Below are 26,661 nucleotides of genomic sequence, written 5' to 3' on the forward strand. Positions count from 1 at the left end.
AGGGTACGATTGCCTTTACCCCTGAGAATCACAATGACGACAGCAGCTGCCCAAGCCTTGCCAACAGAAAACGCGGTGGAAGACGCGCTGATGCGCTCCATCCGTATTCCGCCGCGGCCCAGCCTGCTCGTCGACCTGCAGCGCGAGCTGGCCAAGGATGATCCGTCGCCGCGCCAGATCGCCCGCATCATCGGCAACGACGTCGGCATGTCCGGCGCGCTGCTGAAGCTGGCCAACTCGCCGTTCTTCGGCGCCGCCCGCAAGGCCAAGTCGGTGGAACAGGCGATCAACTTCCTCGGCATCAACCAGTGCGCGGCGCTGCTGACCGGGCTGCTGGCGCGCCAGGCCATCGAAGGCAAGGAAGCGGACCTCAACGCCTTTTGGGAAATCTCGGCGCGCCGCGCCCAGGCGCTGGTGTTCACCTCGCGCAAGCTGCGCATCGCGCCGCCGGACATCGCCCACACCTTCGGCCTGTTCTGCGACATCGGCGTGCCGCTGCTGATGAACCGCTTCACCGACTACGCCGCCACCTACGACCAGGCCTGCAACGACGCCGACCGCGTCTTCACCGCCATCGAGGACGCGCGCTACAGCACCAACCACGCCGCCATCGGCTGCCTGCTGGCGCGCAACTGGGGCCTGTCGCCGGACGTCTCCTGGGCCATCCTGCTGCACCACGACTACCGCGTGCTGGACGACCCGTCCACCGACGACGCCATCCGCTCGCTGGTGGCGCTGTCGGTGCTGGCCGACAAAGGCATCCAGCGCCTGCACAACCGCACCACCTCCTACGAATGGGACAAGGGCGGCGAAAGCGCCTGCCGCCACCTCGGCCTGACCGAAGATGAAACCGAAGACCTGCTCGACGAGCTGAACGAAACCTTCCACACCGAACGATAAGAACAAAGCAAGCCCATGCCTAAGAACAAGCGCCCCGTACCGCGCAAATCCGCCAACTCCCCCGAAGCCAAGGACGAACAGAACACTGCCGAACTGTGTGCGCTGGCGCTCGACCTGGCCGACGAATCGGCCGGCGCCGACATCATCGCCGCCAGCACCCGCGAGGAGCTGGCGCAGAAGCACATCGAATTCCAGCGCCTGCTGCGCCGCCTGCTGGCGCAGGGCAAGAATGAAGTGCTGTACGGCGCCATCGAAATGGCGCGCGACGAATCCATCGACGGCTACCGCTACCTGCGCAGCGCCGCCGAGGAAGGCGCCGCCAACCTGCTGCTGCGCCGCGAGTCCGGCGCCGACCTGGAGATCGACGCCTTCGCCATTCCGGTGTTCGTGCACAGCCAGGGCGGCCTCGATCCGGCCGCCGACTTCCAGGATCCGGAGGCCTACCAGGCGCTGGTCGACAGCTTCACCGACGCCGGCCTGGAAAGCCCGAAAGCGCAGGTGGTGCTGGTCAGCCACGCCTACGATCTGAGCGAAGTCGAACGCATCAGCTACGGCCAGCTGCACGCCATGCTGCGCGAAGCGGCGCAATCGCTGACCGACAAGAAAATCGCCGCCGCGCCGGCGCTGGAACGCAGCATGGCGGCCGGCTGGTCGGCCACCAGCTTCGGTGCCGACGACAGCGCGGTCGAACTGCGCTTCCTGCTCGGCTTCGCGCTGAAGCGCGCCGACGACGCCTTCTACAAGGTGCCGGCCAGCGAAAAGGCCGCCGACGCCTACTTCGCCAAGCGCGCCGACGCTTACCAGAAATGGACCGAGACCCACGCGCCGCTGGTGGCGCGCTGCCTGGGCCGCGCGCGCGGCGCCGATCCGGCCCTGACGCTGAACTTCCTGTACCAGGACCTGTTCTTCGGCGCCCGCGCCCAGGGCCAGTCGGAATACGACATGCTGGGTCTGCTGTCGACGCTGAACCAGGCGCTGGCAGGCCACGATCCGGCGCAGGCGCAAGCCGTCATCGCCCCCACCGACGATGACGACGAACCGGCGCTGCGGGTCCAGCTGTCGCTCGGCGCCGCCGTGCTGGCCACGGCCGACAAGCCGCTCGACCCGGCCGCCGAGCTGGAACTGGCGCTCGACGACCTGGCCGACGCCCTGTCCAGCCTGGGCCTGACCGATATCTCCGTCTCGCAGGACCCGCTTTCCTGAAAGCGATTTCTCGTTTGACAGGCCTCCCTTAGCCGAGGATACTTTCCGGCATGCGGGACGCAGATTCCGCTGCCTAGTGCGGCGCCGGCTTGTGCTCCGCAGCAAAGGGAGACACGTCATGAAACCATGGGCACTCATGCTGTGCGCGGCGGCTTTCCTCAGCGCTTGCGCCAGCCCGCAGGTGGCGCGCGTCGCGCCTGCACAGCAGCTCTTCCACGACCAGTTGTTCCAGCCGCCGGCCGCGCCGATCGACACCACCACGGTGTTTGCCGTCAGCCCCGCCATGCACGCCTACCTCCAGCGCGAAATCGGCAGACCGCTGCCCGGCCGCGACGTGCGCCGCGTGCTGTTCGACGCGCTGTACCGGCGCGACAAGCTGCAGCTCGAATACGACGCCGCTCTCACCCGCACCGCCGCCGAAACCTTCGAAGCGCGCGCCGGCAACTGCCTGTCGCTGGCCATCATGACGGCCGCCCTGGCGCGCGAACTGGACCTGCCGATCCTGTTCCAGCAGGTGGAGATGGACGAGGTGTGGAGCCGTGCCGGCAACCTGTATTTCGCCAGCAACCATGTCAACCTGTCGCTGGGGCGGCCAATCACCAAACAGAGTCCGTATATGACCGACCTGGTGGACCAGGCCAACACGCTGACCGTGGACTTCGTCCCGATCTCGCCCAATTCGCGCGAAGCGGCGCGGCCGCTGACCGAACAGACGGTGCTGGCCATGTATCTCAACAACCGCGCCGCCGAACTGCTGTCGGCCGGCCAGGTCGACGATGCCTACTGGGCAGCGCGCAAGGCAACCGAGATTGATCCGCTGTTCACCAACGCCTACAACACGCTGGGCGTGATCTACCAGCACCACGACAACCAACCGGAAGCCGAGCAGGCGCTGCGCTACGCGCTGTCGCAGGCGCCCGACAATACCATCTACCTGTCCAACCTGGCGCAGACGCTGGAAAACGCCAGCAAGATGGACGAGGCGGCCGTGCTGCGCGCGCGGCTGGCCCAGCTGGAACCATACCCGCCGTTCTATTTCTTCAACCAAGGCCAGGAAGCCATGAAACTGGGCGACTATCACCGCGCCCGCGCCATGTTCCAGCGCGAACTGGACCGGGTGCCGGACTACCACGAATTCCACTTCTGGCTGGCGCTGGCCAATTACCAGTTGGGCAATCTGAGGGCGGCCAACCTGCACATGGCGCAGGCCATGGAAAACAGCACCACGCGCGGCGATCACGACCTGTATTCGGCCAAGCTGGACCGCCTGCGCGCCTATGCGGCGCAGGCGAAATAGCGGGAGGCAATGGTATGCTGGACAGGCTTTAACTTGACACTCAGTTGCGTTCGCGCAACAATTGCAAGTAAATTAAGCCGCATCCGCCTCTACCACAAGGATTTTCGTCATGCTGAGACTCAGGCCCGCCTACGCCGCCGTCCCCTTCTTCATCGCCGCACTGCTGGCTGGCTGCGGCGGCGGCGGTGGTGGCGGCAGTGCCGGCGGCGGTACGACCACCCCGGTCGCCAGCCCCGCCCTCACCTTCACCCCGGCCAGCGTCACCGGCAGCGTCACGGCCGGCACCTCGCTCACCAGCAACATCACCGCCGTCGTCACCCGCCCGGGCGACTTCACCAACGCCAACGTGACCGCAATGGTGGTCGACAGCGTCGGCGTGCTGCTGCCGAATATGCAACTGGTGCAGGACAGCGCCAGCCAGTACCACGCCGTGTTGCAGACCGCACCGACGCTGGCTGCCGGCCGCTACCAGGGCAGCTTCAGCGTGCGTCTGTGCCGCGACAGCGCCTGCGCCAGCCAGTTCCCCGGCTCGCCGGTGACGCTGCCGTACGACTTCACCGTGCTGCCGGCCGGCAGCGCCAACTTCACCGCCGTGCCGGCCATGCCGCTGACCGCCACCATCCAGAGCGGTGGCGCGGCGCCGGCCAGCGTGCCGGTGGCCATCACCAGCAGCGGCAGCTGGAGCGCCGCCAGCGGCGCCACCTGGCTCAAGCTGAGCGCCGCCAGCGGCAGCGGCAATGCCAGCCTGAACGTCAGCTATGACCTGACCGGTCTCGCCGCCGGCACCTACACCACCAACCTGAACATCACGAGCGCCGGCAACACTATCACGCTGCCGGCAACATTGACCGTGCTGCAGCCTGGCCTGGTATTGGGCAACAACAGCGTCACCTTCAACGCCATCAACGGCACGCCGATCGCGAGCCAGGTCGTCAGCCTCGATACCGACAACAAGATCTCCGCCGCCTGGACCGCGGTCAGCACTACTCCATGGCTGAGCGTATCGCCGCCCAGCGGCACCACGCCAGCCACCGCCGTGCTGGCGGTCGATCCGACCGTCGGCGCACTGGCCAGCGGCAGCTACAGCGGCTCGATCACCATCACGCCAACCGGCCTGGCGGAGCGCACCTTGCCGGTGACGCTGAACCTGACTCCGGCCACGCTGCTGGCCTCGACCGTCACGCTGACGCTGGGCGGCACTTATGGCCGCGACTTCAGCAGCACCCAGGTGGCCCAGCCGCTCAAGCTGAGCCTGAACACCAGCACCAACAGCTGGCCATGGCAGCTGACCAACCTGCCGACATGGGCCAGCGCCACCGCCACCAGCGGCACCGTCAACGCGGCCGGCGCCAGCACCAGCATCAAGGCCACGCCTGCCAGCGCGCCAACCGGTATTAGCTCGCAGCTGGCGGGAGCCGTAGCGCAGGTCAACGGCGACGCAGTCAAAGCGTCGGTGATTTTCATCATCAACAAAGACCAGCATAAACTGCTGCCGGCCGAGACCGCCGTCGCCTTCGTCAGCACGCCGACCTGGAGCCGCATGACGCGCACCATCACGGTCAGCGACAACTACGGCACCTTCGGCGGCATGAGCGCTACCAGCGACCAGCCGTGGCTGGTGGTGGGCGTCAGCGGCAACCAGCTGACCCTGACCGCCGACGCCAGCCAGCAGCTGACCGAAACCGTCAATACCGCCACCATCACGCTGACCGCCCTCGATCCCGACGCCACGGTGCCGGAACCGATCCGCGTGGCGCTATGGAAAGGCTCGGCCGCGCCGACCGCTTCCACCACCACGGTGCTGCCCTACACCAATGTCGTCACCGATCCGGCCCGCCCGTATGCTTACGTGCACAACGGCGGCGCCTACATCGACGTCTACAATATGTACACCGGCCTGAAGGAAGCCAGCATCACCGGCTTCTCGGCGCATCTGGGCGACATGGCGGTCACGCCCAACGGCGACGCGCTGTACGTGGTGGACATCGACAACAGCCGCATCACCACCGTCGACCTGGCAACGCGCGCCATCAGCACCCAGCTGGCGCTGGCCGTGCCCGGCAACGCCGCCACCCGCATCAAGCTGATCCGTCCGAACGGCGTCGGCATGCTGGTGCTGAGCGACGGCCAGGTCTACCTGACCGCCAGCAACGCCCGCCTGCCCAACCTGCCGCTGGGCACCGGCGGCACGCTGGCGGCCAGCGCCGACGGCAAGCGCGTGGTGCAACAGGACGAAGGCAACACCACCATCCAGCACACCACCGTCAGCGTCGACTATGCGCAACTGGCCGGCGGCACCCTGTTTGCCGCCAAGCTGGCCAGCGCCAGCCACGGCAGCCCGGGAGCGCAGGGGCAGGATGTGTGGGTCAACAGCGACGGCACGCGCGTCATCTACGCCGCCACCACGCCGAAATCGTGCACCATCATGGATGGCGCCAACCTCGGCATTCTCGGCTACATGGCGATCGGCGACGCCACGCCCAACAACGTGGCGGTGACGCTGGACGGCCGCATCGTCTGCGCCGGCGCCGCGCGCGGCAACACCAACGACGTCTACCTGTACGACAGCACCGGCGCCAAGCTGATCCAGCAATACAAGCTCAACAACGGCAAGACGTTGCTGGCACGCCAGCTGGCGGTATCCGGTGACGGCTGGATCCTGGTCGGCATCACGAATGATGGCGCCGTCACCTTCCTGCCGATCGGCCCATAAAAAAGCACCCCGACCGAAAGGTTCTGACCCAAGGGTCAGAACCTGGCCGCAGCGATTTGCGGGCTTTACGGGTGCCGCGTACTATTACGGCGACATTCGATCTCGCGCCGTGGGGGTCAGTACCCGGTACTCCGCCCCGCAATGACCGGCAACTCATCATCCGTCGTCAGCGACCAGATCAGCCGCGCAATGGTTTCCGACGCCACCACCGTATGGTGATTCCCCTGCGCCATCAGCTTTTCGCGGATCTCGCGCCGAACCGCGGGGATGCCGGTCAGGTCAAACAGGATATCGATGCCGGTGCCCAGCGCCACAATTTCATCCAGCGAGGCGATGTTCAGGCCGGCGTCCACCGCCTGCTGGCGGCCGGGCGTGTCGCCGGTTTCGGCCACGCCGACCAGCTCCACACCATGGCCGCTGCGGGCCAGCAGATTACGCAAGAAAGCCGAGCCGATGCGGCCCAGACCGATGATGGCGATTTTTTGAGTTTCCACGATTCCCCCTGTTTTAGCTACACTGTCGTTGTCAGACTAGCATAACCACAAGGCAAGATTCATGCAACGCAATCCCACACTGGACCACATTTTCTGGCACACTCTGAACGGCGCCCACCGGCAGTGGTCGAGCGGCGGCGACACGGCGCGCCGCTACACCCAGGGCTTTTCGCCGATCATCGCCTTTGCCGACCCGGCGCAGCCGGACTTCGCCGCGCTGGCGCCATGGTGCGCCGCCGGCGAACACTTCTACTGCGAAAACTGGACCGGCGCCGCGCCGCCGGGCTGGCGTATCGACGCCGAAACCACCATGTTCCGCATGCTGTGGGATGGCCCGCTGCCGGCCGCCGATCCGGCGCCGGAGGCCGTGCCGCTGCGCCCCGAACACGCGCAGCAGGCGCTGGAACTGGCGACGCTGTGCAAGCCCGGCCCGTTCGGCATCCGCACCATCGAGCTGGGCGACTACTTCGGCTACTTCGACGGCGAGCGCCTGATGGCCATGGCCGGCGAACGCCTGCGCGCGCCGGGCCTGTGCGAAATCAGCGGCGTCTGCACCCACCCGGACTACCAGGGACGCGGCCTGGCCAAGCAGCTCATCGGCAAGCTGATCCGCCGCCACATGCTGCGCGACGAACACTCCTTCCTGCACGTGATGCGCACCAATCCCGCCCACCAGCTGTACCTGGACATGGGCTTCAAGGACTACCTGGAATCGGCGGTGCGGGTAGTGGTCAAGGAGTAGCGCAAGCCGGATAGAATCCGGCGCAATTCAACTCTCGCAGGATGAGGTAATCCTGATCCATGAGCAAGCCAACGCCGCTCCCAATACGATGTACCGTACCTTGTCGGAAAATGGCAACCCATCGCTTAAAACACTTCTGACCATCCTCAACGCAATGGGCTGCGCTTGGCCGTCCAACCGATCAGCCAGAATCCGGCATGACATCAACGCGATAAGAACTACTTACGGTGACTCCGTCGTCGGCGTATCTGATCCTGGTAGCGACGCTCCCCTGCTTTCTTCAGGATAAACGAAAGACGTTGCAACTCTGTACTTCCGGCGCGAACTGAAATAGCACCGATCGCAAAACCAACCAACGATGAATACATACCTATCGCCACCCAGGATGATATGGGTGCCTTGCCCACAAGTTCAACGCTCAGCAGTATGACAGTAGGGACGATGATGGCCATGAACCGTAGTACATCCAGCCATTTATCTCGCATAGATAATTGCGCATCAAGATCCTGATGTCGCGTCAATAAAACTGAAGCTGGAACTCTCCCCATATCCTTCATGAACTGGAATTCGACATCAGCCTCCGAATCCATTTTTACAGCCATATTCTTTGCGGGATCCTTAAAGATCCCAAAATCTTTAACGGTATCCAAAATCGCAATTGCAAAAGTGGCAGCAATAGCGATGGCTAGAAAACCCAATGCAGTCCATCTCAATGCATCGCCTTCGAACCATTTCAGGTAAAGAGGCCCTGCACAAGCCAGGGCAGCAAATAAACTGACCACCCCAGTCCATAGAGATACCCGTATCCATCTGTCCAAAGTTACGATTTTTTTCGGCACCTTGAGCATGTCCAATAAATTACTGGTGGCTGGTAAATAGCGGTATGTCATTTTGGCCTCCTTCAAATAAAACCCAGTCTAGCTATCCAATATCCATCACGTATTGAGATGAGGCAGTATCAAATCTCGGAGAAAGAGTAGGTAATTCGAGAGGAAGAGCCCACTTGCAGCCTGAATTATTGCTTGCTACCGCCGCGTCGATACGTCTTGATCAACCGTTACGGTACTCAGGACGTAAATAGCTGCCGCCAAAGTTCGAGCTTGGCTTCGAACGATAAGGAAGCGTGCGCAGGCGAGGTGGATGGCAGCACCACCGTGCGGTAGCCGGCGGCGGCAAACTGCGGGGCAAACTTGCCGGAGGTTTGGCCGTTGAAGCCCACCGTTTCCAGCAACGGGCACAGGTCGCGCAGGCGGGCGAAGTCGTTAGCGGCGGGCTTGCGGATCGCGGAATCCAGGCTGCCCTCGCGCTCGCACGCGCCCAGCACATCCCACAGGCCGAAGCCGTGCGTCAGCAGGCGCGGCAGGCGTTCGGTATACGGCAACGCAGCAAGCGGCTCGCCCGTCAGCGCCGACAAAATCGGCCACAGAAGATTGCGTGGATGTGCATAGTATTGCTGCGCAGCCAGCGAGGCCGCGCCGGGGAAACTACCCAGTATCAAGATGCGGGTCTGTGCGTCGAGCACCGGCGCCAGGCCGGTCAGCGCGGTGGTGGAAGAGGAAACATCGGCAACCATGCGGCATTGTAGCGGATGCTCGACAGCGCTGCGTTCAGGTGTAGAATTTGCTGGCGGCATAGACCGCGCCATAACAATCATTGCAGGAGACAACAATGCCGCAAAACCGTACGATCGATACCTTGCTGGCCAAGTACAGCGAAAGCCATCTCAACCACACCAACGAACTGATCCACTTTGTCTGCGTGCCGGTCATCGTGTTCACGCTGCTGGGGATGTTGTGGGCGCTGCATCCGCTGGTGGCGCTGGGACTGGCCGCAGCCTCGATGCTGTACTACTTCCGCCTGTCGAAGCCGTTCGCGGTGGGCATGCTGCTGATGGCGGCGCTGATGCTGGCGATCCTGGCGGCGCTGCCGCCGCAGACCGTGCTGCCGCTGTCGATCGCGATTTTCGTGCTGGCGTGGATCGGCCAGTTCATCGGCCACAAGATCGAAGGCAAGAAGCCCTCGTTTTTTGAAGACCTGCGCTTCCTGCTGATCGGCCCGCTGTTCGTGCTGAGCTTCCTGTACCGCCGGCTGCACCTGGCCTACTAAGCCAACGCAAGTCAGCGCAGCAGCGCGTAGAACATGGCGGTGGCGGCGCCCTGCACGCCATCATCGGCCAGCATCAACACCAGCGCGGTGCTCAGGGCGACATAGCCCAGCAGCGTGACGACCTTGATTTGCAGCGCGGTGCTCATGGCGCCCTCCGGTTGGCGATGAATTGGGTGTGATTTCACTATACTTGGTCTTTAGACAAACACTCTTGAATTTACACGCCAGATACAACTTCGTCCGCAATCTGTTGCGCCGCAACAAAAAGCTGGCCGCTAGGCAAGAGGTAGCCTGGGCAGCTATACTCGTTCGATGTCCTCTCCACTCTTATTCATCACCGCCTGTTTGATCTGGGGCTCCACTTTCTTCGCTATCACCTTGCAACTCGGTGAGGTCGCGCCTGCCGTCTCGGTGGTGTACCGCTTTGCGCTGGCCTCGGCGGTGCTGTTCGCCTGGTGCGCGGCGCGCGGCGACCGCCTGCTGCTGCCGTGGCGCGTGCAACGCTGGATGATGCTGCAAGGCGCCGCCACCTTTGCCGCCAGCTACATCTGCACCTATACCTCCGAGCAATACCTGGTCTCCGGCCTGGTGGCCGTGCTGTTCGCGCTGATGGTGTTCTGGAATCCCATCCTCAACCGCATCGCCTTCGGCAACGCGCTGGGCTGGCGCACCTGGGCCGCCGGCATCGTCGCCATCTGCGGCATCACCCTGCTGTTCCTGCACTCCATCGGCGACGCCTGGCAGCAGATCCGCAACGGCGGCGACGGCCACTTCCTGCTCGGCCTGATGCTGGCGCTGACCGCCACGCTGGCCAGCTCGGTCGGCAATGTGGTGGTGGTCAAGGTGCGCGAGCAATCCGACAATGTGCTGCTGACCATGGCCTGGTCGATGCTGTGGGGCACGCTGCTGGTGGCGCTGTGGGTGATCGTCAGCGGCCAGCACTTCAGCCTGCCGACGACGGCGAAATACTGGGGCGGCCTGCTGTGGCTGTCACTGCTGGGATCGGTGATCGCGTTTGCCGCCTACTTCACGCTGATCCACCGCATCGGCTCGGACAAGGCGGTCTACATCGGCGTCGTCACGCCGGTGATCTCCGTGCTGTTGTCGATCCAGCTGGAACATTACCGTCCTGGAGCCATGGAATGGCTGGGCATGATACTGTGTCTGTCCAGCGTCGCCTGGGCGCTGCAACCGAATTCTTCCACTACCTCCAAAACCTGATGAGCTCTTCCGAACTGACCATCCGCCCGGCGACGCCGGCCGACATTCCCGCCATCTTCGGCATGATCTTCGAGCTGGCCGTGTTTGAAAAACTCGAGCACATGGTCGTCGCCAACGAAGCCATGCTGCACGACAGCCTGTTCTGCGACAAGCCGGTGTGCGAAGCGCTGGTGGGCGAAACCGGCGGCGAGGTGGTCACCTTTGCGCTGTTCTTCCACAACTTCTCCACCTTCCTGTGCAAGAAGGGCTTGTATCTGGAAGACCTGTACGTGCAGCAGTCGCAGCGCGGCAAGGGCTACGGCAAGCAGATGCTGGTGGCGCTGGCGCAACTGGCGGTGGAGCGCGACTGCGGCCGCTTCGAGTGGTCGGTGCTGGACTGGAACGCCAACGCCATCAAGTTCTACGAAGGCATGGGTGCGACCGTGATGCCGGACTGGCGCATCTGCCGCGTTACCGGCGATGCGCTGGCGCAATTGTCGGCGCAGGCATAAAAAAATCCCACCCAGCGGGTCGCGCTGGATGGGTGGAACCCGTTGTCAGTGGGAGGGAGATTGAATCAACGGATTCACTATATCTCCCGTTCCAACCGTGCGCCGCTGGCCTTACAAATCATTACGGCGCCTTGAATTCGCTTACACCGGCTTTACAGAAAAGCGATGCCTGTTAAGCACAGCGTGCTCCAGCAGCTCGAACACGCCCTGTGTCAGCAATGCCAATATTGCCGCTGGGATAGCGCCCGCCAGCAACATATCGTTGTCGTTCAAGGCCAGGCCGATGGTGATGCGCTCGCCGAAACCGCCGGCGCCGATAAAGGCGGCGATGGTCGCCGTGCCGACGCTCAGCACGGCGGCGGTTTTCACACCGGCCAGGATCACCGGCAGCGCCAGCGGCAAATCGATATGCACCAGCCGCTGCATCGGCCGCAGGCCGATCGCCTGCGCCGCCAGCTTCAGCCCCGGCGATACTTGCAGCAACCCGGTGCAGGTGTTGCGCACGATGGGCAGCAACGCGTACACCACCAGCGCCACCAGCGCCGGCGCGGTACCGATCATGCCCAGCAGGGGAATCAGCAGCGCCAGCAAGGCCAGCGACGGAATGGTTTGCAGCACGCCCGTCAGGCCGAGCACCACTTGCCGGAAGCGCGGCAGCCAGGCCGCCAGCACGCCCAACGGCACGCCGATCACGCAGGCGATCGCCACCGCCAGCAGCACCAGCGTCAGATGCTGGCGCGTCAGGTGCCCCAGATTTTTGTCGAAGATTTTCGCCAGCAGGCCATCGCGCGCAGCTGGCGCGGCTGGCGTGGGCGACGAGCCGGAAGCCACGGCGCCGGCTGCAGGCACCGACAACGGATGCGCCGCCAGCCAGTCGCTCGCCACGCGCGAAAAACTCTGGCCATCGATTTCGGCCGCCGCGTTCATCGCGATCATGTCCTTCTCGCTGATCCGCCCTTCCAGCCGGCTGATGGCCTGCCACGCCGCCGGGAAACGCTTGGCCGCATCGAGCCGGTACAGCAGTACCGCATCGTAGCGCGGGAAATACGCGCGGTCGTCCTCCAGAACCCGCAAGCCGTACTGGCTGATGCGCGCCTCGGTCGAATAGATATCGACCACATCCACCTGCTTGTGCCGCAGCGCCTCATACGCAATGCCGTGGTCCAGCCCCTCCGGCCGCTGCGTCAGGCCATAGCGCGCGGCCAGTCCCTGCCAGCCATCCGCGCGTCCGATGAACTCATGCGACAAACCGAAGCGCAACTGCGTACGTCCCGCCAGCTCGCTCAACTTGTGTGGCGCATCCGCATCGCCGCGCATCGCCAGCGCATAGGTATTGTTGAAGCCTAGCGGCACCGCCACGCCCAGCCCCATCGCCGCCAGCTCCTTGCGGATCTGCTCCATGGAAGCCGGCTTGGCGTGCTTGAGGATCTCCAGATCCAGCGTGCCCACGTACTCGGGATAGACATCGATCCGCCCCGCCTCCAACGCCGCCAGCACAATCGCCGTATTGCCCAGGCCTTGCAGATGCTCGACCTTCGCATGCGGCGCCGCCGTCTGCGCCAGCACCTCGCCCAGAATGTACGACTCGGTGAAACGCTTGGAACCGATATGCAGCGTATCGCCCGCCGCCAGTGCAGCCGGACCGGCAAACACCATCGCCAGCCCGGCCAGCCATCGTCGACCGCTCATCGTCACGCCCCCGCGCGCAGCATCGGCGCCTTCAGCGCCTGCCCCAGCGTCTCATAGCTTTCCGACAGATGCGCCCTGGCTTCGCGGCTCATCGGCTTGCCCATGGCGCCGCGCAGTTCGCGTTCCAGCTTCAGTGCATTCTCGCGCTGCAAACTGCGCACATCCGCCGGCGTGGTCGCCGACACGCGCAACAGCGACGCCACCAGCCGCTTCAAATGTTCACGCTGAAGATTGCGCCGCATGCCGTTGATGTCCTTGCCGGTTTTAAGCTCGCTCCACACCGAATCCTGCACCGTGGAATACAGCTCGGGCAGTCCCAATGCCTGTTTGCGATTGTCCACCTTTTCCTGCGAATCGAGCAAACGCACCGCCACCGCATCGGACATCAGCTGGTCCAGCGCTGCCGATTGCAGCGACAGCACGCGGCTGTTCACCGACACATCCGGCCGGCCGCGCGTGTTGAAATGGTCCGATCCCAAACGGCTGATGGTCGCCGGCGAAAACTGGAAGCTGTCAGCCTTGAACAGGCTGGCGGTCAGCATCTGCAAGGCCTCGCGCTGGCGCGGCAGCGGCACCGGCGTGAAGGTCGCGCGCCCCGTGCCGGCGTGATCGCGCAGATAGGTCACGCCGCCCACGTACTTCACCACCACCGGCAATGTGCGCGCGAACTGCTGGAAGCCGTAATCGAAACTGCGGCGCAGCACTTCATAACTCTCGCCCGGCTTGAGCGTGCGGCGCTGTATGCGGTCCCACAGCTCGCGCGAAATCGTCAGGCGGCGCTGGAAGTACGCCAGCGGATCGCTGCCCAGGTCGAACACATTCACGTCCGGGTCCATATTGAAGCCGTTCGCGTCCTGGTCGGTGCCGAAGGCCAGCAAGGGCTCGTTGGAGCGTGCGGCGATCTTCGCCAGTTCCTCCTTCTCCTGCGCCGCCTCGATCGGCTTGTAGGCGTACTCGATGGCCCAGAAATCGTAAGGGCCCAGCGCCGACGTCACATACTCGCCCTGCTTCTCGCCTTTCAGCGACAGATTGAACGGCGTGTAATCCATCACCGATCCGGCCATGCCGTTCTTCCTGGTGAACTCAGGATCCTGCAACTGCTTCAGCGTGTAGATGGTCGACGAGCGGAAGTTATGCCGCAGGCCCAGCGTGTGCCCCACCTCGTGCATGATGACCGACTTCACATACGCCTGCGCCACCGCATCCGCTTCCGGGCTGCCCATTTCCAGCTCGCCGCGCGCTTCCAGCACGTCCATGGCGAAACCCATCTCCTGCGCCGATTCCGCCATGTAGTCGCAACGGTCCTCGCCGGTCGCCGGCGGCGACAGGTCGAAACTGTCCTCGCCCACCATGCGCCGCGCACCGCGCGCAAACACGTCGGACATGCCGATATCCGCATCCAGAATCTCGCCGCTGCGCGGATCGACCTGGCTAGGCCCGATGGCGAAGCCGACATCGCTGCCGACAAACCAGCGGATCGACGCGTGGCGCGCATCCATGGTGTCGAATTTATCCGTCGCCGCCTGCTGCTTGACCACGATGGCGTTCTTGAAGCCGATGCGTTCGAAGGCCTCGTTCCATGCCAGCACGCCCTGCTTCACCGACTCACGATATTTTTCCGGCACGTTGGCGTCGATCCAGTAGACGATGGGCTGCTTCGGCTCCGACAGCGCGGCCGCCGGGTCCTGCTTCTCCAGCCGCCAGCGGTCGACCAGGTGCACGGCAGTCGTCGGCGTCACGTCGTCCGAATAATCCTGGCTGGTGCTGACGAAATGGCCGATGCGGTCATCGGCGCGGCGGCCATGCATGGCCTGCGCCGGCAGCGGCATGAAGCTGTAGTAGAAGCCGAGGAACATGCTGCGCGGATCCGGCAGTGTGGTAGGCGGCGTCGCCAGCGCCAGCGGCACCGGCGGCACCACCGCCGGCCGCGCCGCAATGCGCGGCACGAAGAAGTGCGCGTTGACCTGCAAGCCGGTCATCGATTCGTCCGAGCGGATCGTCAGGAAGCTGCTGTTGCGCGCGTCCATCACATACGGCATGCGGAATGCCGTTTCCAGCTTGGTGGTCATCGACGGGATATCGCCGAACAGCAGCGCATTCGCCTCGACCAGGATCGATTTCGATTGCGGATTCGGACCGCTGGCGACAGGCGCAATCGCCAGCAGGCTGTCCGAGAACGCCTGCTGCACCGCCAGCGCCTGCGGCGTGCCGCCCTTGGCGCCGAAGTCGGTGTTCTTGGCGATCATCTGCACCAGGTTGCCGATGCGGTGAAACACCACCACCTGGCTCATGCCCATCTGGCTGCCGTAGATACCACGTTCGCCGATCCCGTTCGGCATATTCACCGACATGAACAGCGGCTGGTCGAACTGGTCGGGTCGCAGCTCGATCCACACCTTTTCCTCTTTCTGGTACAGGCCCAGGAAGCCCGCCACGTGCTGGGCGCCGCGCACCACTTCGACAAACGGCCGTGGCGCAGCGGTCGGCAACACAATCGCCGGCGTCGGCGTGGCGGCCGGTTGCAGCGGCGTGGTCGCCACCACCGGCACCTCCGGCGCATGGGGAACGGGCGGTGTTGGCTCTTGCGCCAGGGCCTGGGCACTCAGCGCCGCCAGCACGGCGACACGTACGGAATTCAAGACGAACATGGATATCCTGCTTCGTTGGATGACATCCGATTAATGTAACCGAAAGCACAACCCAGCGAGCAGCTTTTTACATGGCCGGAGAGCGCAACATGCCTGCGTTGACGACACCACGGCAGGGATTGAGGCCGATGGCGTACGACAGGTCGGCCGGACGGGCGATCCGCCACAGCGCGAAGTCGGCGCGCTTGCCGACCTCCAGGCTGCCGATTTCGGTGTACAGGCCAAGCGCGCGCGCCGCGTTCAACGTCACGCCGGCCAGCGCTTCCTGCGGCGTCAGACGCCACAGCGTGCAGGCCATGTTCAGCGCCAGCAGCAAAGACGTCATCGGCGAGGTGCCGGGATTGCAGTCGGTGGCGATCGCCATCAATACGCCCGCTTCGCGCAGGGCCGCCACCGGTGGCGGCGTGGTGTCGCGCAGGAAGTAGTAGGCGCCGGGCAGCAGCACCGCCACCGTGCCGGCGGCGGCCATGGCCTGCACGCCGTCCGCCGTCAGATGTTCCAAGTGATCGGCCGACAGGCCTTTATAGCGCGCCGTCAGCTCTGCGCCGCGCTGGTCGGACAGCTGTTCCGCATGCAGCTTGACCGGCAAGCCTTGCGCCTGCGCGGCCTGGAACACGCGCTCCGTCTGCGCGTACGAAAAGCCGATGCGCTCGCAGAATGCATCCACCGCATCGACCAGCCCTTCTGCCGCCAGCGGCGCGATCATCTTGCAGACTTCATCGACATAATCGTCGGCGCGACCGGCAAACTCCGGCGGCAGCGCGTGCGCGCCGAGGAAGGTGGTGACTACGCGCACGGGTAGCTCGCGGCCGATGCGGCGCGCCACCTTCAGCATCTTCGCTTCCGACTCCAGCGTCAGGCCATAGCCGGATTTGATCTCGATGGTGGTCACGCCTTCCGCCAGCAGGCTGCGCACACGCGGCAGGCTTTGACGGAGCAGTTCCTCTTCTGATGCGGCGCGCGTGGCGCGCACGGTGGACATGATGCCGCCGCCGGCGCGGGCGATGTCTTCATAGGTGGCGCCGTTCAGGCGGGCCTCGAATTCATTGCTGCGGTTGCCGGCGTGGACGATGTGGGTGTGGCAGTCGATCAATCCCGGCGTCAGCCAGCTGCCGCCGCCATCGTGCACGGTGACGGCCTGCTGGCCCTTCGGCATTTCCGCCTGTGGACCCAGCCACGCGATGCGGCCGTCCTTGACGGCGATGGCGGCGTCGCGCACCTCGCCATAGCTGCCATGAGCGCCATCGGCCATCGTGGCCAGATGCACGTTGGTAAACAACACATCCCACATACCGCAACCTTCGTTTTATTGATTGATGATGTCGACCACCAGCACGGTGGCCTGCTGCGCTTCCAGCGTCCAGTCGTCGTCCGCCTGCAGCACCAACGTGTCGTAGCGGACCATGGCGATGCGTTCGCGTGAGCTGCTCAGGGTCAGGCTCTCGCCGTCGGCCAGGAACAGCAGCGTGGTGCCGCTACGGCGCTTGAGCGCTTCCTTGCCCGTCACCGCCAGCAGTTCCAGCCGGTGGCGGCACAGGCCGCGCCGCGTCATCACGTTGAAGTCGGTGGTGTGCTGGCCGGTGACGGTGGCGTGCACCGCATCCTCGCCGGCGAACTCGATCAACGGCTCGCTGGGACTGAGCACAAAGCGCTCGTCGCCGAAGTCCAGCAGCACGCCGTCGCCATCAACCAGCGCCAGCGAACGGTCGATGCCGGGGAAGGAAGAGAACGGGCCGTCCTGCGAAATGGTGGCCAGGCTCACGCGCCACGCGAATTCATCGAACGTGGCGCCGGCTGGCGAGACGGCGATTTCGGTGGTGCAGCCGCCGCCGTTTTTCCACGGCGCGGAACGCAGGTTTGCATACTGGATCAGCTGGGTCATCGGAACTCCCTCAGTTCGGCCAAGGTCTGCTTGAAGCGCGCAGCGATCGCCTGCTGCGCCACGTGCTGCTGATTGCGCACTACCCACTGGCCGCCGACCATGACGTCCTTGACCAGATTGTCGTTGCCGCTGAAGACAAAGCTGCCGAGCACCTCGTCCAGCGCCAACCCAAACATATTCGGGTGATCGTCATCCAGCACGACCACGTCGGCGCGATGGCCCGGCGCCAGCGCACCCACCGGCCGTCCCGCCGCCAGCGCACCGCCCTGCAAGGCGCCCTGCCACAGGAAGTCGCCGACATGGCGCTCGCTGTCCGACACGGCGATATTGCGGCGCTGGTGCTGCAAGCGCTGTCCGTACTCCAGCCAGCGCAGCTCCTCCACCGCGCTTTGCGACACATGGCTGTCGCTGCCGATGCCGAAGCGGCCGCCCTGCGTCAGGAAGCGCTCCAGCGGGAACAGGCCGTCGCCGAGATTCGCTTCCGTGGTCGGGCACAGGCCCGCCACTGCACCGCTGCGGGCGATGCCGCCGACTTCCTCATCGTCCAGATGTGTGGCGTGGATCAGGCACCAGCGCTGGTCCACATCCATATTCTCCAGCAGCCACTGCACCGGGCGGCGCCCGCTCCAGTCCAGCGATTGCTGCACCTCCGCCTGCTGCTCGGCGATGTGGATGTGCACCGGACGCGCCTTCGGCAGCGTCGCCAGCACGTCCTGGATCTGCGCCACCGAGGCCGCACGCAGCGAATGCGGCGCCACGCCGACTTCCACCTGCGCATCGCGCAACGGTTCCAGCGCATCGACGATCCGCAACACATCCTGCGCATCGGTTTTGAAACGCTGCTGCTCCGGTTTCAGCGCCTTTTCGCCAAAGCCAGAATAACTATACAACACCGGCAGCATGGTCATGCCGATTCCAGCCAACCGTGCGGCGGCAATGACGCGCTCCGCCGTTTCCGCCGGCCGCGCATACATGGCGCCATCCGGCGCCCTCTGCACATAATGGAACTCGCACAGCGAGGTGTAGCCATGGCGCAGGCATTCACTGAACAGCTGCGCGGCGATGGCTTCGATATGCTCGGGCGTGATATTGCGCGCAAAGCGGTACATCAGCTCGCGCCAGGTCCAGAAGCTGTCCTTGCTGTCGCCCGCCTTTTCCGTGCGGCCGCCCAGCGCGCGCTGGAAGCTGTGGGAATGCAGGTTGATCATGCCGGGCAGCGCATATTCGACGCGCTCCACGCCTTCGCCAGCCGCGCCGGGCATCACCGCCGTGATGGCGCCGCTGGCGTCCCACTCGATCAGCACATCGCCGGCCCAGCCATCCGGCAGCAAGGCGTGGCGCGCAAACAGCTTGCTCATGCGCGCACCCAGTCGGCGGCCGCCTGCATCATCGCGCGCAGCGGCTGCTGCACCTGCGCGGACAGGTCGGCGCGGTAGCCATACGGCGCCTCTTCATCCATATACGTCGATTGGCACATCTCCAGCTGGATCGCATGCACGCCGCGCGCCGGCTCGCCGTAGAAACGCGTGATATGCCCCCCCTTGAAGCGGCCATTGACGGCAATGGTGTAGTCGCCGCCCTGCGCACGCGCGACGATGGCATCGCTCAGGCCAGCAGCGCAGCTCTTGCCGTCGGCGGTGCCGAAGTTCAGGTCAGGCAGCTTGCCATCGAAGAAGCGCGGCACCACCGAAGCGATCGAATGCGCATCCCACAGCACCACCCGGCCGTGCAGCGCCAGCAGGCGATCCAGTTCGGAGCGCAGTTGATCGTGATACGGCTTCCAGTACGCCTGCAGGCGGCGTTTGACCTCCGCCTCGTCCGGCGTGCGGCCTTCGCGGTACAGCGGCTCGCGGTGGAAGGTGTCGACCGGGCACAGGCCGGTGGTGTCCTGCCCCGGATACAGATTGGTATTTTCCGGCGGCCGGTTCAAGTCGATCACATAACGCGACCAGCGCGCTGACAGCACCGACGCGCCCATCTCGCCAAGGAACTCATAAAGACGCACCAGATGCCAGTCGGTGTCCTGCTTGTCGACGGCTGCCGGCGTCATCGCCGCCAGCACGTCGTCGGGAATATCGGTGCCCACGTGCGGCATGGACACCAGCAAGGGAATACTGCCTGCTTTGAACTGATAATCCATGCGCTACTCCTTACGGATGCAGAGACGTGAACAGCTCCTTGCACGAGGCGCTCAACTCGCCGCGCATCACCATGCCCTTGGCTGCTTCGATGTCCGGCGCGAAGAAGCGGTCTTCCTCGTAGAACGGCACCTTCTGGCGCAACTGCTCATGCACGTGCTCCAGATGCGGCGAAGTTTTCAGCGGGCGGTGGAAATCGATGCCCTGCGCCGCCGCCAGCAACTCGATGCCGATGATGACAGCCGTATTCTGCGCCATATCGTCCAGGCGGCGCGCCGCGTAAGTCGCCATGCTGACATGGTCTTCCTGGTTGGCGGAGGTCGGAATGGTGTCCACGCTGCCAGGATGCGCCAGCGACTTGTTCTCCGACGCCAGCGCGGCGGCGGTCACGTGGGCGATCATGAAGCCCGAATTCACGCCCGGATCGCGCACCAGGAACGGCGGCAGGCCGGACAAGGTAGCGTCGATCAGCAGCGACACGCGACGCTCGGAGATCGAGCCGATTTCCGCGATGGCCAGCGCCAGCGTATCGGCGGCAAACGCCACCGGCTCGGCGTGGAAGTTACCGCCCGAAACCACCACCGACAGCTCGCCGTCCTTGAACAGCAGCGGATTGTCGGTAACCGCATTGGCTTCGATCAGCAGCGTGCGCGCGGCGTTGTTGATGATGTCCCAGCAGGCGCCCATCACCTGCGGCTGGCAGCGCAGGCAGTAAGGATCCTGCACGCGCTCGTCGCCCACCAGGTGCGAGGCGCGGATTGCGCTGTCCGACACCAGCTTGCGGTAGATGGCAGCAGCGGCGATCTGGCCCGGCTGGCCGCGCACTTCATGCACGCGCGCGTCGAACGGCGAATCGGAACCCTTGGCCGCATCCAGCGACAGCGCGCCGGACACCATGCCCGCTTCCAGCAGGCGCTCGGCCATGAACAGGCCATGCAGCGCCAGCGCGGTCGACACCTGGGTGCCGTTGATCAGCGCCAGGCCTTCCTTCGCGGCCAGCACCACCGGCTCGATGTTGGCGGCCTTCAGCGCATCCACAGCATCCATCAGCACGCCGTTGACGCGCACCTGGCCCACGCCCAGCATGGCCAGCGTCATGTGCGACAGCGGCGCCAGGTCGCCCGAAGCGCCGACCGAACCCTTGGCCGGAATGGCCGGCATGATGCCGGCGTTGTACAGCGCGATCAGCGTGTTGACGATCAGCGGACGCACGCCCGAGTAGCCGCGCGCCAGGCTGCCGATTTTCATCAGCAGGATCAGGCGGCAGACGGCGTCCGACATCAGTTCGCCCGTGCCCACCGAGTGCGACAGGATCAGGTTGCGCTGCAGCTGTTCCAGCTTTTCGTCCGGGATGCGGGTCTTGGCCAGCAGGCCGAAACCGGTGTTGATGCCGTAGGCGGCGTCGCCCTTGGCAACGATGGCCTGCACGGCGGCGGCGGCGGCTTCGATCACCGGAAAGGCTTCGGCGGCCAGCGTCAGCGGCGCGGCGGCGGTCCACACGGCGCGCAGTTCGGACAGCGTCATGGCGCCGGGTTTGAGAGTCAGATTCATAGTGGTGCTCATTTAATCATTGGTGGAGCAGGGAATTCGGGCGGCCTGCCGCCCGCCTGCGGAACGGGGCGCCCATGCAGGGGCGCCCTCCCGTCCTATAGGACCATAGGTAAGTTGAGGCCATTGCGCTTGGCGCAGGCGACGGCGGTTTCGTAGCCGGCATCGGCGTGACGCATCACACCCGAGCCGCTGTCGTTGACCAGCACGCGCGCCAGGCGCTTGGCGGCGGCGTCGGTGCCATCAGCAACGATCACCACGCCGGAATGCTGCGAGTATCCCATGCCGACGCCGCCGCCGTGGTGCAGCGACACCCAGGTGGCGCCGCCGGCGGTGTTCAGCAGCGCGTTCAGCAGCGGCCAGTCGGAGACCGCATCGGTGCCGTCCTTCATCGCCTCGGTTTCGCGGTTAGGGCTGGCGACCGAGCCGGTGTCCAGGTGGTCGCGGCCGATCACGACCGGCGCTTTCAGCTCGCCGTTGCGCACCATCTCGTTGAACGCCAGGCCGGCGATGTGACGCTCGCCCAGTCCCAGCCAGCAGATACGCGCCGGCAGGCCCTGGAAGGCGATGCGCTCGCGCGCCATGTCCAGCCAGCGGTGCACCTGCGCGTGGTGCGGGAACAGTTCCTTGATCTTGGCGTCGGTCTTGTAGATGTCTTCCGGGTCACCGGACAGCGCCACCCAGCGGAACGGTCCGCGTCCTTCGCAGAACTGCGGACGGATATAGGCCGGCACAAAGCCGGGGAAATCGAAGGCGTTCTGCACGCCGTGATCGAACGCCACCTGGCGGATGTTGTTGCCGTAGTCGACCACCTTGGCGCCCAGCGCCTGGAAGTCCAGCATCGCCTGCACGTGCACCGCGCACGACGCGGTGGCGGCGGCCTTCAGTTCCGCATGGCGCGCCACGTCCTGCTGCGCCGCCTTCCAGTCGGCCACGTTCCAGCCTTGCGGCAGGTAGCCGTTGATCAGGTCATGCGCCGAGGTCTGGTCGGTGACCACGTCCGGCACGATGCCGCCGGCCTTGGCGCGGCGCACCAGCTCCGGCAGCACGTCGGCCGCGTTGCCCAGCAGGCCGATGGAGATCGCGTCGCCGTTCGCCTTGTGCAGCTTGATCAGTTCCAGCGCCTCGTCGATCGACGCAGCCTGCTTGTCCAGGTAACGGGTGCGCAGGCGGAAGTCGATGCTGCTCTGCTGGCACTCAATGGTCAGCGACACCGCACCGGCCATGGTGGCGGCCAGCGGCTGCGCGCCGCCCATGCCGCCCAGGCCCGCGGTCAGCACCCAGCGGCCTTTCAGGTCGCCGCCGAAGTGCTGGCGGCCCGCTTCGGCAAAGGTTTCGAAGGTGCCCTGCACGATGCCCTGGGTGCCGATGTAGATCCACGAACCGGCCGTCATCTGGCCGTACATGAACAGGCCCTTGCGGTCCAGTTCATTGAAGTGTTCCCAGTTGGCCCACTTCGGCACCAGGTTGGAGTTCGCGATCAGCACGCGCGGCGCATCCTCGTGGGTCTGGAACACGCCGACCGGCTTGCCGGACTGGATCAGCAGGGTTTGATTGTCTTTCAGCTCGCGCAGCGAGGCCAGGATCTGGTCGTAGCACTCCCAGTTGCGGGCGGCGCGGCCGATGCCGCCGTAGACCACCAGATGCTTCGGATTCTCCGCCACTTCCTTGTCCAGATTATTCTGGATCATGCGGTAAGCCGCCTCCGCGCCCCAGTTCTTGCAGGTGCGCTCAGGGCCGCGCGGCGCGCGGATGTCGCGGCTGGCGTCGTAACGTGGGTCGCTGTCGAATTGGCTGGTCATGGGAAGTCTCCTGCTGCGGTCAATGGAATAACCGCAGCATAGGTTGTATAGACAACCAAGTCAACCCATAGCGTTGCCTATTTTTTATACACCCGCTTGCCGCCCATCCAGGTTTGCAGCACCTGCGTCTTGCCCAGTTGCTCAGGCGAAATTTTGAAGATGTCGCGGTCGACCACGATGAAGTCGGCCCACTTGCCCGGCTCCAGCGAACCGATGACGTTTTCCTGGTGCGCCGCCCAGGCCGCGTCCAGGGTGAAGCAGCGGAACGCTTCGGTCATGGTCATCGCCTGGTTCTTGTACCAGCCGCCCACCGGCACGTTGGCGTTGTTCTGCCGCGTGACCGCCGCGTGCAGTCCCTCGAACGGATTCGGCGACTCGATCGGGAAGTCGGAACCGCAGGCGATCTTCGATCCCTGGTCGAGGAAGGTGCGCCAGGCATAGGCGCCCTTGATGCGCTCATGGCCGACGCGCTGCTCTGCCATGTTCTGGTCCGAGGTCGCGTGGGTCGGCTGCATCGACGGGATGATGCCCAGCTGTTTGAAGCGCGGGATATCCTCCAGCGTCACCACCTGCGCATGCTCGATGCGGTGGCGCAGTTCGACGTTCTTGTACTGCGGGATCAGCTGCGCGTAGGCGTCCAGGATCTGGTGGTTGCCGGCATCGCCGATGGCGTGGATGTTGACCTGATAGCCGGCCTTCATCGCCTTGCTCATCTTGGCGCGCATCTCCGCGTCCGGATAGAACAGCAGGCCCTTGGTCGACGGCATGTCGGAATAAGGCGCCAGCAGCGCCGCGCCACGGCTGCCCAGGGCGCCATCCGAATACAGCTTGACCGCCGCCAGCGCGTACACGTCGTTGGCGTAGGACTTCAGCGGGCCGTCCTTGGACAGCTCGTCGAAATCGGCCGTGGTGTCGCCGATCATGGCGTAGACGCGGGTGGTCAGCTTGCCGTGGTCGGCGTAGTCGCGGTAGATATCGTCCTGCACCACCTTGATGCCGGCATCGTGCACGCTGGTCAGGCCGACCCTGGACAGCGACGCCAGCGCCACATCCAGCGTGGCGCGCGCCTCGGCCGGCGTCGGCAGCGGCACCACCTTGTTGACCAGTTCCATGGCCGCGTCGACCAGCACGCCGGTCGGCTTGCCGCTGGCGTCGCGTTCGATCTTGCCGCCGGCCGGATCGGCCGTTTCGCGCGTCACGCCGGCCATCTCCAGCGCCTTGGTGTTGACCCAGATGGCGTGGCCGTCGACGCGGTGCAGCAGCACCGGACGGTCGCGCACCACCATATCCAGCTCGGCGGCGGTGGGAAAGCGGCCCAGTTTCCAGATCTCCTGGTTCCAGCCGAAGCCGATGATCCAGGCGTTTTTTGGGTGCGCGCGGGCGTAGTCCGCCACCGCCTTCACCGCGCCGTTGAGGGAGGTGGGGCTGTAGAGCTCCACGCCGGAGGCGATTTCGCCCAGTTCGAACACGTGGCCGTGGGCGTCGATCAGCCCTGGCAGCAGGGTCTTGCCCTGCACGTCGATGTGCTCCGCGCGCGGCAGCGCGGCCGCCGTTTCCGCCTCGCTGCCGACCGCGATGACGCGGCCCAGGTCATCGAAGGCCAGCGAGGTAAAACGCTGCAACTGGCCGGCGGCGGTCAGCGTGTAGCCGTTGGCGCGGTCGATGATGGTGTCGGCATGGGCCGGCAGGGCGAAGGCAGCCAGCACGGCGGCGGTCAAAAAGGTGGGGCGCATCGGGTTCTCCATTCAGCAGCAAGATTCAGAGTGTAGCGAAGTTTGCGTTTTGGTCAACCGAACCGTGCACAACTGGGCTGGGCGAGTGGCCGGACGGGTACAATGCTGGCTTCCCGTATTTCTTTAGCGTGAATAGCCAGTGTCCAGCCGCCAACTCTACCTTCGCCTCATCAAGGAATTCCTGCCCTACGGCGGAATCATGCTCGTCACGCTGCTGGCGGTCGCGGTGGCCGCGGCCACCGACGTGCTGCTGCTGGGCCAGCTGCAAAATGTGGTCGACGCGCTGACACCGGCCAACGCGCTGGGCGTGATCAAGACGCCGTCGACCGGCATGATGGCGGCCATGAAGCAGGCGCTGGGCGATTTGCTGCCGCGCGATCCGTCGCGGGCCGCACTGTGGACCATTCCCGCCGTGATCTTCGCGCTGGCCCTGCTGCGCATGGTGTCCAGCTTTGCCGGCGAATACGGCGCGGCCTGGCTCAACAGCCGGGTCCAGGCCAATCTGCGCGAAACCATGTTTGCCCGCATCATGCGGCTGCCGAACGGCTATTTCGACCAGTCGTCGACCGGCACCACGCTGTCGCGGGTGGCCTTCGACGCCGCCCAGGTGGCGCAGGCCGGCCTGACCGTGGTCAACGTCGCGGTGCGCGACTCGGTGGCCACCACCGGCTACCTGATTACCCTGTTCGTGGTGGACTGGCAGCTGGCGGTGTTTTGCCTCGGCCTGCTGCCGCTGGTGGCGACGGTGGTGGTGTTCGCCGGCCGCCGCATGCGCGCGCTCAGCAACAGCGCCCAGGCCGCGATGGGCGACCTGACCAATGTGCTCGACGAGAGCATCAGCGGCCAGCGCGTGGTGAAGATTTTCGGCGGCCAGCAGTATGAGCACGACCGCTTTGGCAAGGTGGTCAAACTGAACCGCCAGCTGGCGGTCAAGCATGCCGCCACCTCGGCCTTTAACTCCGGCCTGATCATGCTGCTGATCGGGATCACGCTGTCGTCGGTGATTTATTTCGCGCTGATCCGCGCCCAGGCCGGCGCGCTGTCGGCCGGCGGCTTCGTCGCCTTCCTGACCGCCCTGATGGCGATGCAGTCGCCGATCAAGAACCTGACCAAGATTAACGAGCCGATGCAGCGCGGCCTGGCGGCGGCGGAATCGGTGTTCGGCCTGATCGACCTGGAGTCGGAGGCCGACCAGGGCCAGAAAACCATCGCCCGCGCCGAGGGCCGCCTGTCGGTGCGCGACGTCAGCTTCCACTATCGCGGCGCCGACGGCACGCCTTTGGACCCGGATGCGCGGCCGGCGCTGGACCATGTGTCGCTCGACATCGCCGCTGGCGAAACGATCGCGCTGGTGGGCAGCTCGGGCAGCGGCAAGACCACGCTGGCCGGCCTGCTGCCGCGCTTCTATGACGTCAGCAGCGGCAGCATCGAGCTCGATGGCGCCGACCTGCGCGACTACACCCTGGCCTCGCTGCGCCAGCAGATCGCGCTGGTGTCGCAGGACGTAGTGCTGTTCAACGACACGCTGGCGGCCAACATCGCTTATGGTGATCCGGCGCCGTCGATGGAGCGCGTGGAAGCGGCGGCGCGCGCCGCCCATGCGCATGAATTCATCGTGCGCCAGCCGGAAGGCTACAACTCGCCGGTCGGCGAGAACGGCCTGCGCCTGTCGGGCGGCCAGCGCCAGCGCCTGGCGATCGCCCGCGCGCTGTACAAGAATGCGCCGATCCTGATCCTGGACGAAGCGACCAGCGCGCTGGATACCGAATCCGAGCGGCTGGTGCAGCAGGCCCTGGAAGTACTGATGAAAGGCCGCACCACGGTGGTCATCGCCCACCGCCTGTCGACCATCGAAAACGCCGACCGCATCGTGGTGCTGGATCGCGGCCGCATCGCCGAAACCGGCAGCCACGCTGCGCTGCTGGCCCAGAACGGCATCTACTCCCGCCTATATCAAACGCAGAAAAGCGTTCAAACCTGAAAACCGGGGTCAGTGCCGACATTCGGACACGGCCTCAGCCGCGCGCGGCTGAGGCCGTGTCCGAATGTCGGCA

22 protein-coding genes are annotated in these 26,661 nt (G+C 65.0%); 9 read left to right on the forward strand and 13 right to left on the reverse strand.

The window, feature by feature from the left end; genetic code table 11:
* Window positions 1–33 precede the first annotated feature (33 nt).
* The 4 genes from GJ698_RS24940 (at window position 34) to GJ698_RS24955 (ending at window position 6,113) form a co-directional block, all read left to right on the forward strand.
* Window positions 34–900 (forward strand): HDOD domain-containing protein, encoded by an 867-nt coding sequence (locus tag GJ698_RS24940; RefSeq protein ID WP_154360570.1) that lies wholly within the window; start codon window positions 34–36, stop codon window positions 898–900.
* Window positions 901–915: 15 nt separating this feature from the next.
* Window positions 916–2,103 (forward strand): hypothetical protein, encoded by a 1,188-nt coding sequence (locus GJ698_RS24945; RefSeq protein ID WP_154360571.1) that lies wholly within the window; start codon window positions 916–918, stop codon window positions 2,101–2,103.
* A 118-nt stretch (window positions 2,104–2,221) separates the two neighbouring features.
* Window positions 2,222–3,400 (forward strand): tetratricopeptide repeat protein, encoded by a 1,179-nt coding sequence (locus GJ698_RS24950; protein ID WP_154360572.1) that lies wholly within the window; start codon window positions 2,222–2,224, stop codon window positions 3,398–3,400.
* Window positions 3,401–3,509: 109 nt separating this feature from the next.
* A complete protein-coding gene (locus GJ698_RS24955; protein ID WP_154360573.1) occupies window positions 3,510–6,113 on the forward strand; it encodes a BACON domain-containing protein in 2,604 nt (867 codons plus the stop codon).
* Between the two features lie 116 nt (window positions 6,114–6,229).
* On the opposite strand, the gene GJ698_RS24960 is transcribed toward GJ698_RS24955, so the two are convergent.
* Entirely contained in the window at window positions 6,230–6,607 is a 378-nt protein-coding gene (locus GJ698_RS24960; RefSeq protein ID WP_371865433.1) for a Gfo/Idh/MocA family oxidoreductase, read from the reverse strand.
* A 61-nt stretch (window positions 6,608–6,668) separates the two neighbouring features.
* On the opposite strand from GJ698_RS24960, the gene GJ698_RS24965 reads away from it, so the two are divergent.
* Window positions 6,669–7,349, forward strand: coding sequence for a GNAT family N-acetyltransferase (locus GJ698_RS24965; protein ID WP_154360574.1), 681 nt, complete (start codon window positions 6,669–6,671; stop codon window positions 7,347–7,349).
* Window positions 7,350–7,567: 218 nt separating this feature from the next.
* On the opposite strand, the gene GJ698_RS24970 is transcribed toward GJ698_RS24965, so the two are convergent.
* Both GJ698_RS24970 and GJ698_RS24975 read right to left on the reverse strand, forming a co-directional pair.
* Window positions 7,568–8,239, reverse strand: coding sequence for a hypothetical protein (locus GJ698_RS24970; RefSeq protein WP_154360575.1), 672 nt, complete (start codon window positions 8,237–8,239; stop codon window positions 7,568–7,570).
* A 176-nt stretch (window positions 8,240–8,415) separates the two neighbouring features.
* Window positions 8,416–8,922, reverse strand: coding sequence for a DNA-deoxyinosine glycosylase (locus GJ698_RS24975; RefSeq protein WP_154360594.1), 507 nt, complete (start codon window positions 8,920–8,922; stop codon window positions 8,416–8,418).
* A 95-nt stretch (window positions 8,923–9,017) separates the two neighbouring features.
* On the opposite strand from GJ698_RS24975, the gene GJ698_RS24980 reads away from it, so the two are divergent.
* On the forward strand, window positions 9,018–9,455 hold the full coding sequence (locus tag GJ698_RS24980) for an Mpo1 family 2-hydroxy fatty acid dioxygenase (protein WP_154360576.1): 438 nt from the start codon (window positions 9,018–9,020) through the stop codon (window positions 9,453–9,455).
* Between the two features lie 11 nt (window positions 9,456–9,466).
* Here the strand turns inward: GJ698_RS24980 and GJ698_RS31205 are convergent, their stop codons facing one another.
* On the reverse strand, window positions 9,467–9,601 hold the full coding sequence (locus GJ698_RS31205; protein WP_267874843.1) for a hypothetical protein: 135 nt from the start codon (window positions 9,599–9,601) through the stop codon (window positions 9,467–9,469).
* A gap of 166 nt (window positions 9,602–9,767) precedes the next feature.
* On the opposite strand from GJ698_RS31205, the gene GJ698_RS24985 reads away from it, so the two are divergent.
* Together GJ698_RS24985 and GJ698_RS24990 are read left to right on the forward strand one after the other, a co-directional pair.
* Window positions 9,768–10,676 (forward strand): DMT family transporter, encoded by a 909-nt coding sequence (locus tag GJ698_RS24985; protein WP_154360577.1) that lies wholly within the window; start codon window positions 9,768–9,770, stop codon window positions 10,674–10,676.
* Entirely contained in the window at window positions 10,676–11,167 is a 492-nt protein-coding gene (locus GJ698_RS24990) for a GNAT family N-acetyltransferase (RefSeq protein ID WP_154360578.1), read from the forward strand. The genes GJ698_RS24985 and GJ698_RS24990 overlap by 1 nt, the downstream gene beginning before the upstream one ends.
* A 141-nt stretch (window positions 11,168–11,308) precedes the next feature.
* Here the strand turns inward: GJ698_RS24990 and GJ698_RS24995 are convergent, their stop codons facing one another.
* The 9 genes from GJ698_RS24995 to GJ698_RS25035 form a co-directional block, all read right to left on the reverse strand.
* Entirely contained in the window at window positions 11,309–12,856 is a 1,548-nt protein-coding gene (locus tag GJ698_RS24995) for a glycine betaine ABC transporter substrate-binding protein (protein ID WP_154360579.1), read from the reverse strand.
* A 2-nt stretch (window positions 12,857–12,858) separates the two neighbouring features.
* Window positions 12,859–15,504, reverse strand: a complete 2,646-nt coding sequence (locus tag GJ698_RS25000; protein WP_154360580.1) for a zinc-dependent metalloprotease — start codon at window positions 15,502–15,504, stop codon at window positions 12,859–12,861.
* Window positions 15,505–15,571: 67 nt separating this feature from the next.
* The gene (gene hutI / locus GJ698_RS25005) at window positions 15,572–16,795 is read right to left on the reverse strand and encodes an imidazolonepropionase (RefSeq protein ID WP_154360581.1); all 1,224 of its coding nucleotides are present in this window, start codon (window positions 16,793–16,795) and stop codon (window positions 15,572–15,574) included.
* 15 nt (window positions 16,796–16,810) lie between these two features.
* Window positions 16,811–17,386 (reverse strand): HutD/Ves family protein, encoded by a 576-nt coding sequence (locus GJ698_RS25010; RefSeq protein ID WP_154360582.1) that lies wholly within the window; start codon window positions 17,384–17,386, stop codon window positions 16,811–16,813.
* Window positions 17,383–18,744, reverse strand: coding sequence for a formimidoylglutamate deiminase (locus tag GJ698_RS25015; RefSeq protein WP_154360583.1), 1,362 nt, complete (start codon window positions 18,742–18,744; stop codon window positions 17,383–17,385). Before GJ698_RS25015 ends, GJ698_RS25010 begins: the two co-directional genes overlap by 4 nt.
* Entirely contained in the window at window positions 18,741–19,526 is a 786-nt protein-coding gene (gene hutG, locus GJ698_RS25020) for an N-formylglutamate deformylase (protein ID WP_154360584.1), read from the reverse strand. The genes GJ698_RS25015 and hutG overlap by 4 nt, the downstream gene beginning before the upstream one ends.
* A 10-nt stretch (window positions 19,527–19,536) precedes the next feature.
* The gene (hutH, locus tag GJ698_RS25025) at window positions 19,537–21,075 is read right to left on the reverse strand and encodes a histidine ammonia-lyase (RefSeq protein ID WP_229260158.1); all 1,539 of its coding nucleotides are present in this window, start codon (window positions 21,073–21,075) and stop codon (window positions 19,537–19,539) included.
* Between the two features lie 95 nt (window positions 21,076–21,170).
* Entirely contained in the window at window positions 21,171–22,874 is a 1,704-nt protein-coding gene (gene hutU / locus GJ698_RS25030; RefSeq protein ID WP_154360586.1) for a urocanate hydratase, read from the reverse strand.
* A gap of 77 nt (window positions 22,875–22,951) precedes the next feature.
* Window positions 22,952–24,619, reverse strand: a complete 1,668-nt coding sequence (locus tag GJ698_RS25035; protein ID WP_154360587.1) for an amidohydrolase — start codon at window positions 24,617–24,619, stop codon at window positions 22,952–22,954.
* Window positions 24,620–24,806: 187 nt separating this feature from the next.
* Between GJ698_RS25035 and msbA the strand changes: the two genes are divergently transcribed.
* Complete coding sequence (msbA, locus tag GJ698_RS25040; protein WP_154360588.1) at window positions 24,807–26,588, forward strand: lipid A export permease/ATP-binding protein MsbA; 1,782 nt, start codon at window positions 24,807–24,809, stop codon at window positions 26,586–26,588.
* Window positions 26,589–26,661: the final 73 nt, after the last annotated feature.

It is taken from the genome of Duganella aquatilis, assembly GCF_009674565.1.
Classification (GTDB): Bacteria; Pseudomonadota; Gammaproteobacteria; order Burkholderiales; family Burkholderiaceae_D; genus Rugamonas; species Rugamonas aquatilis.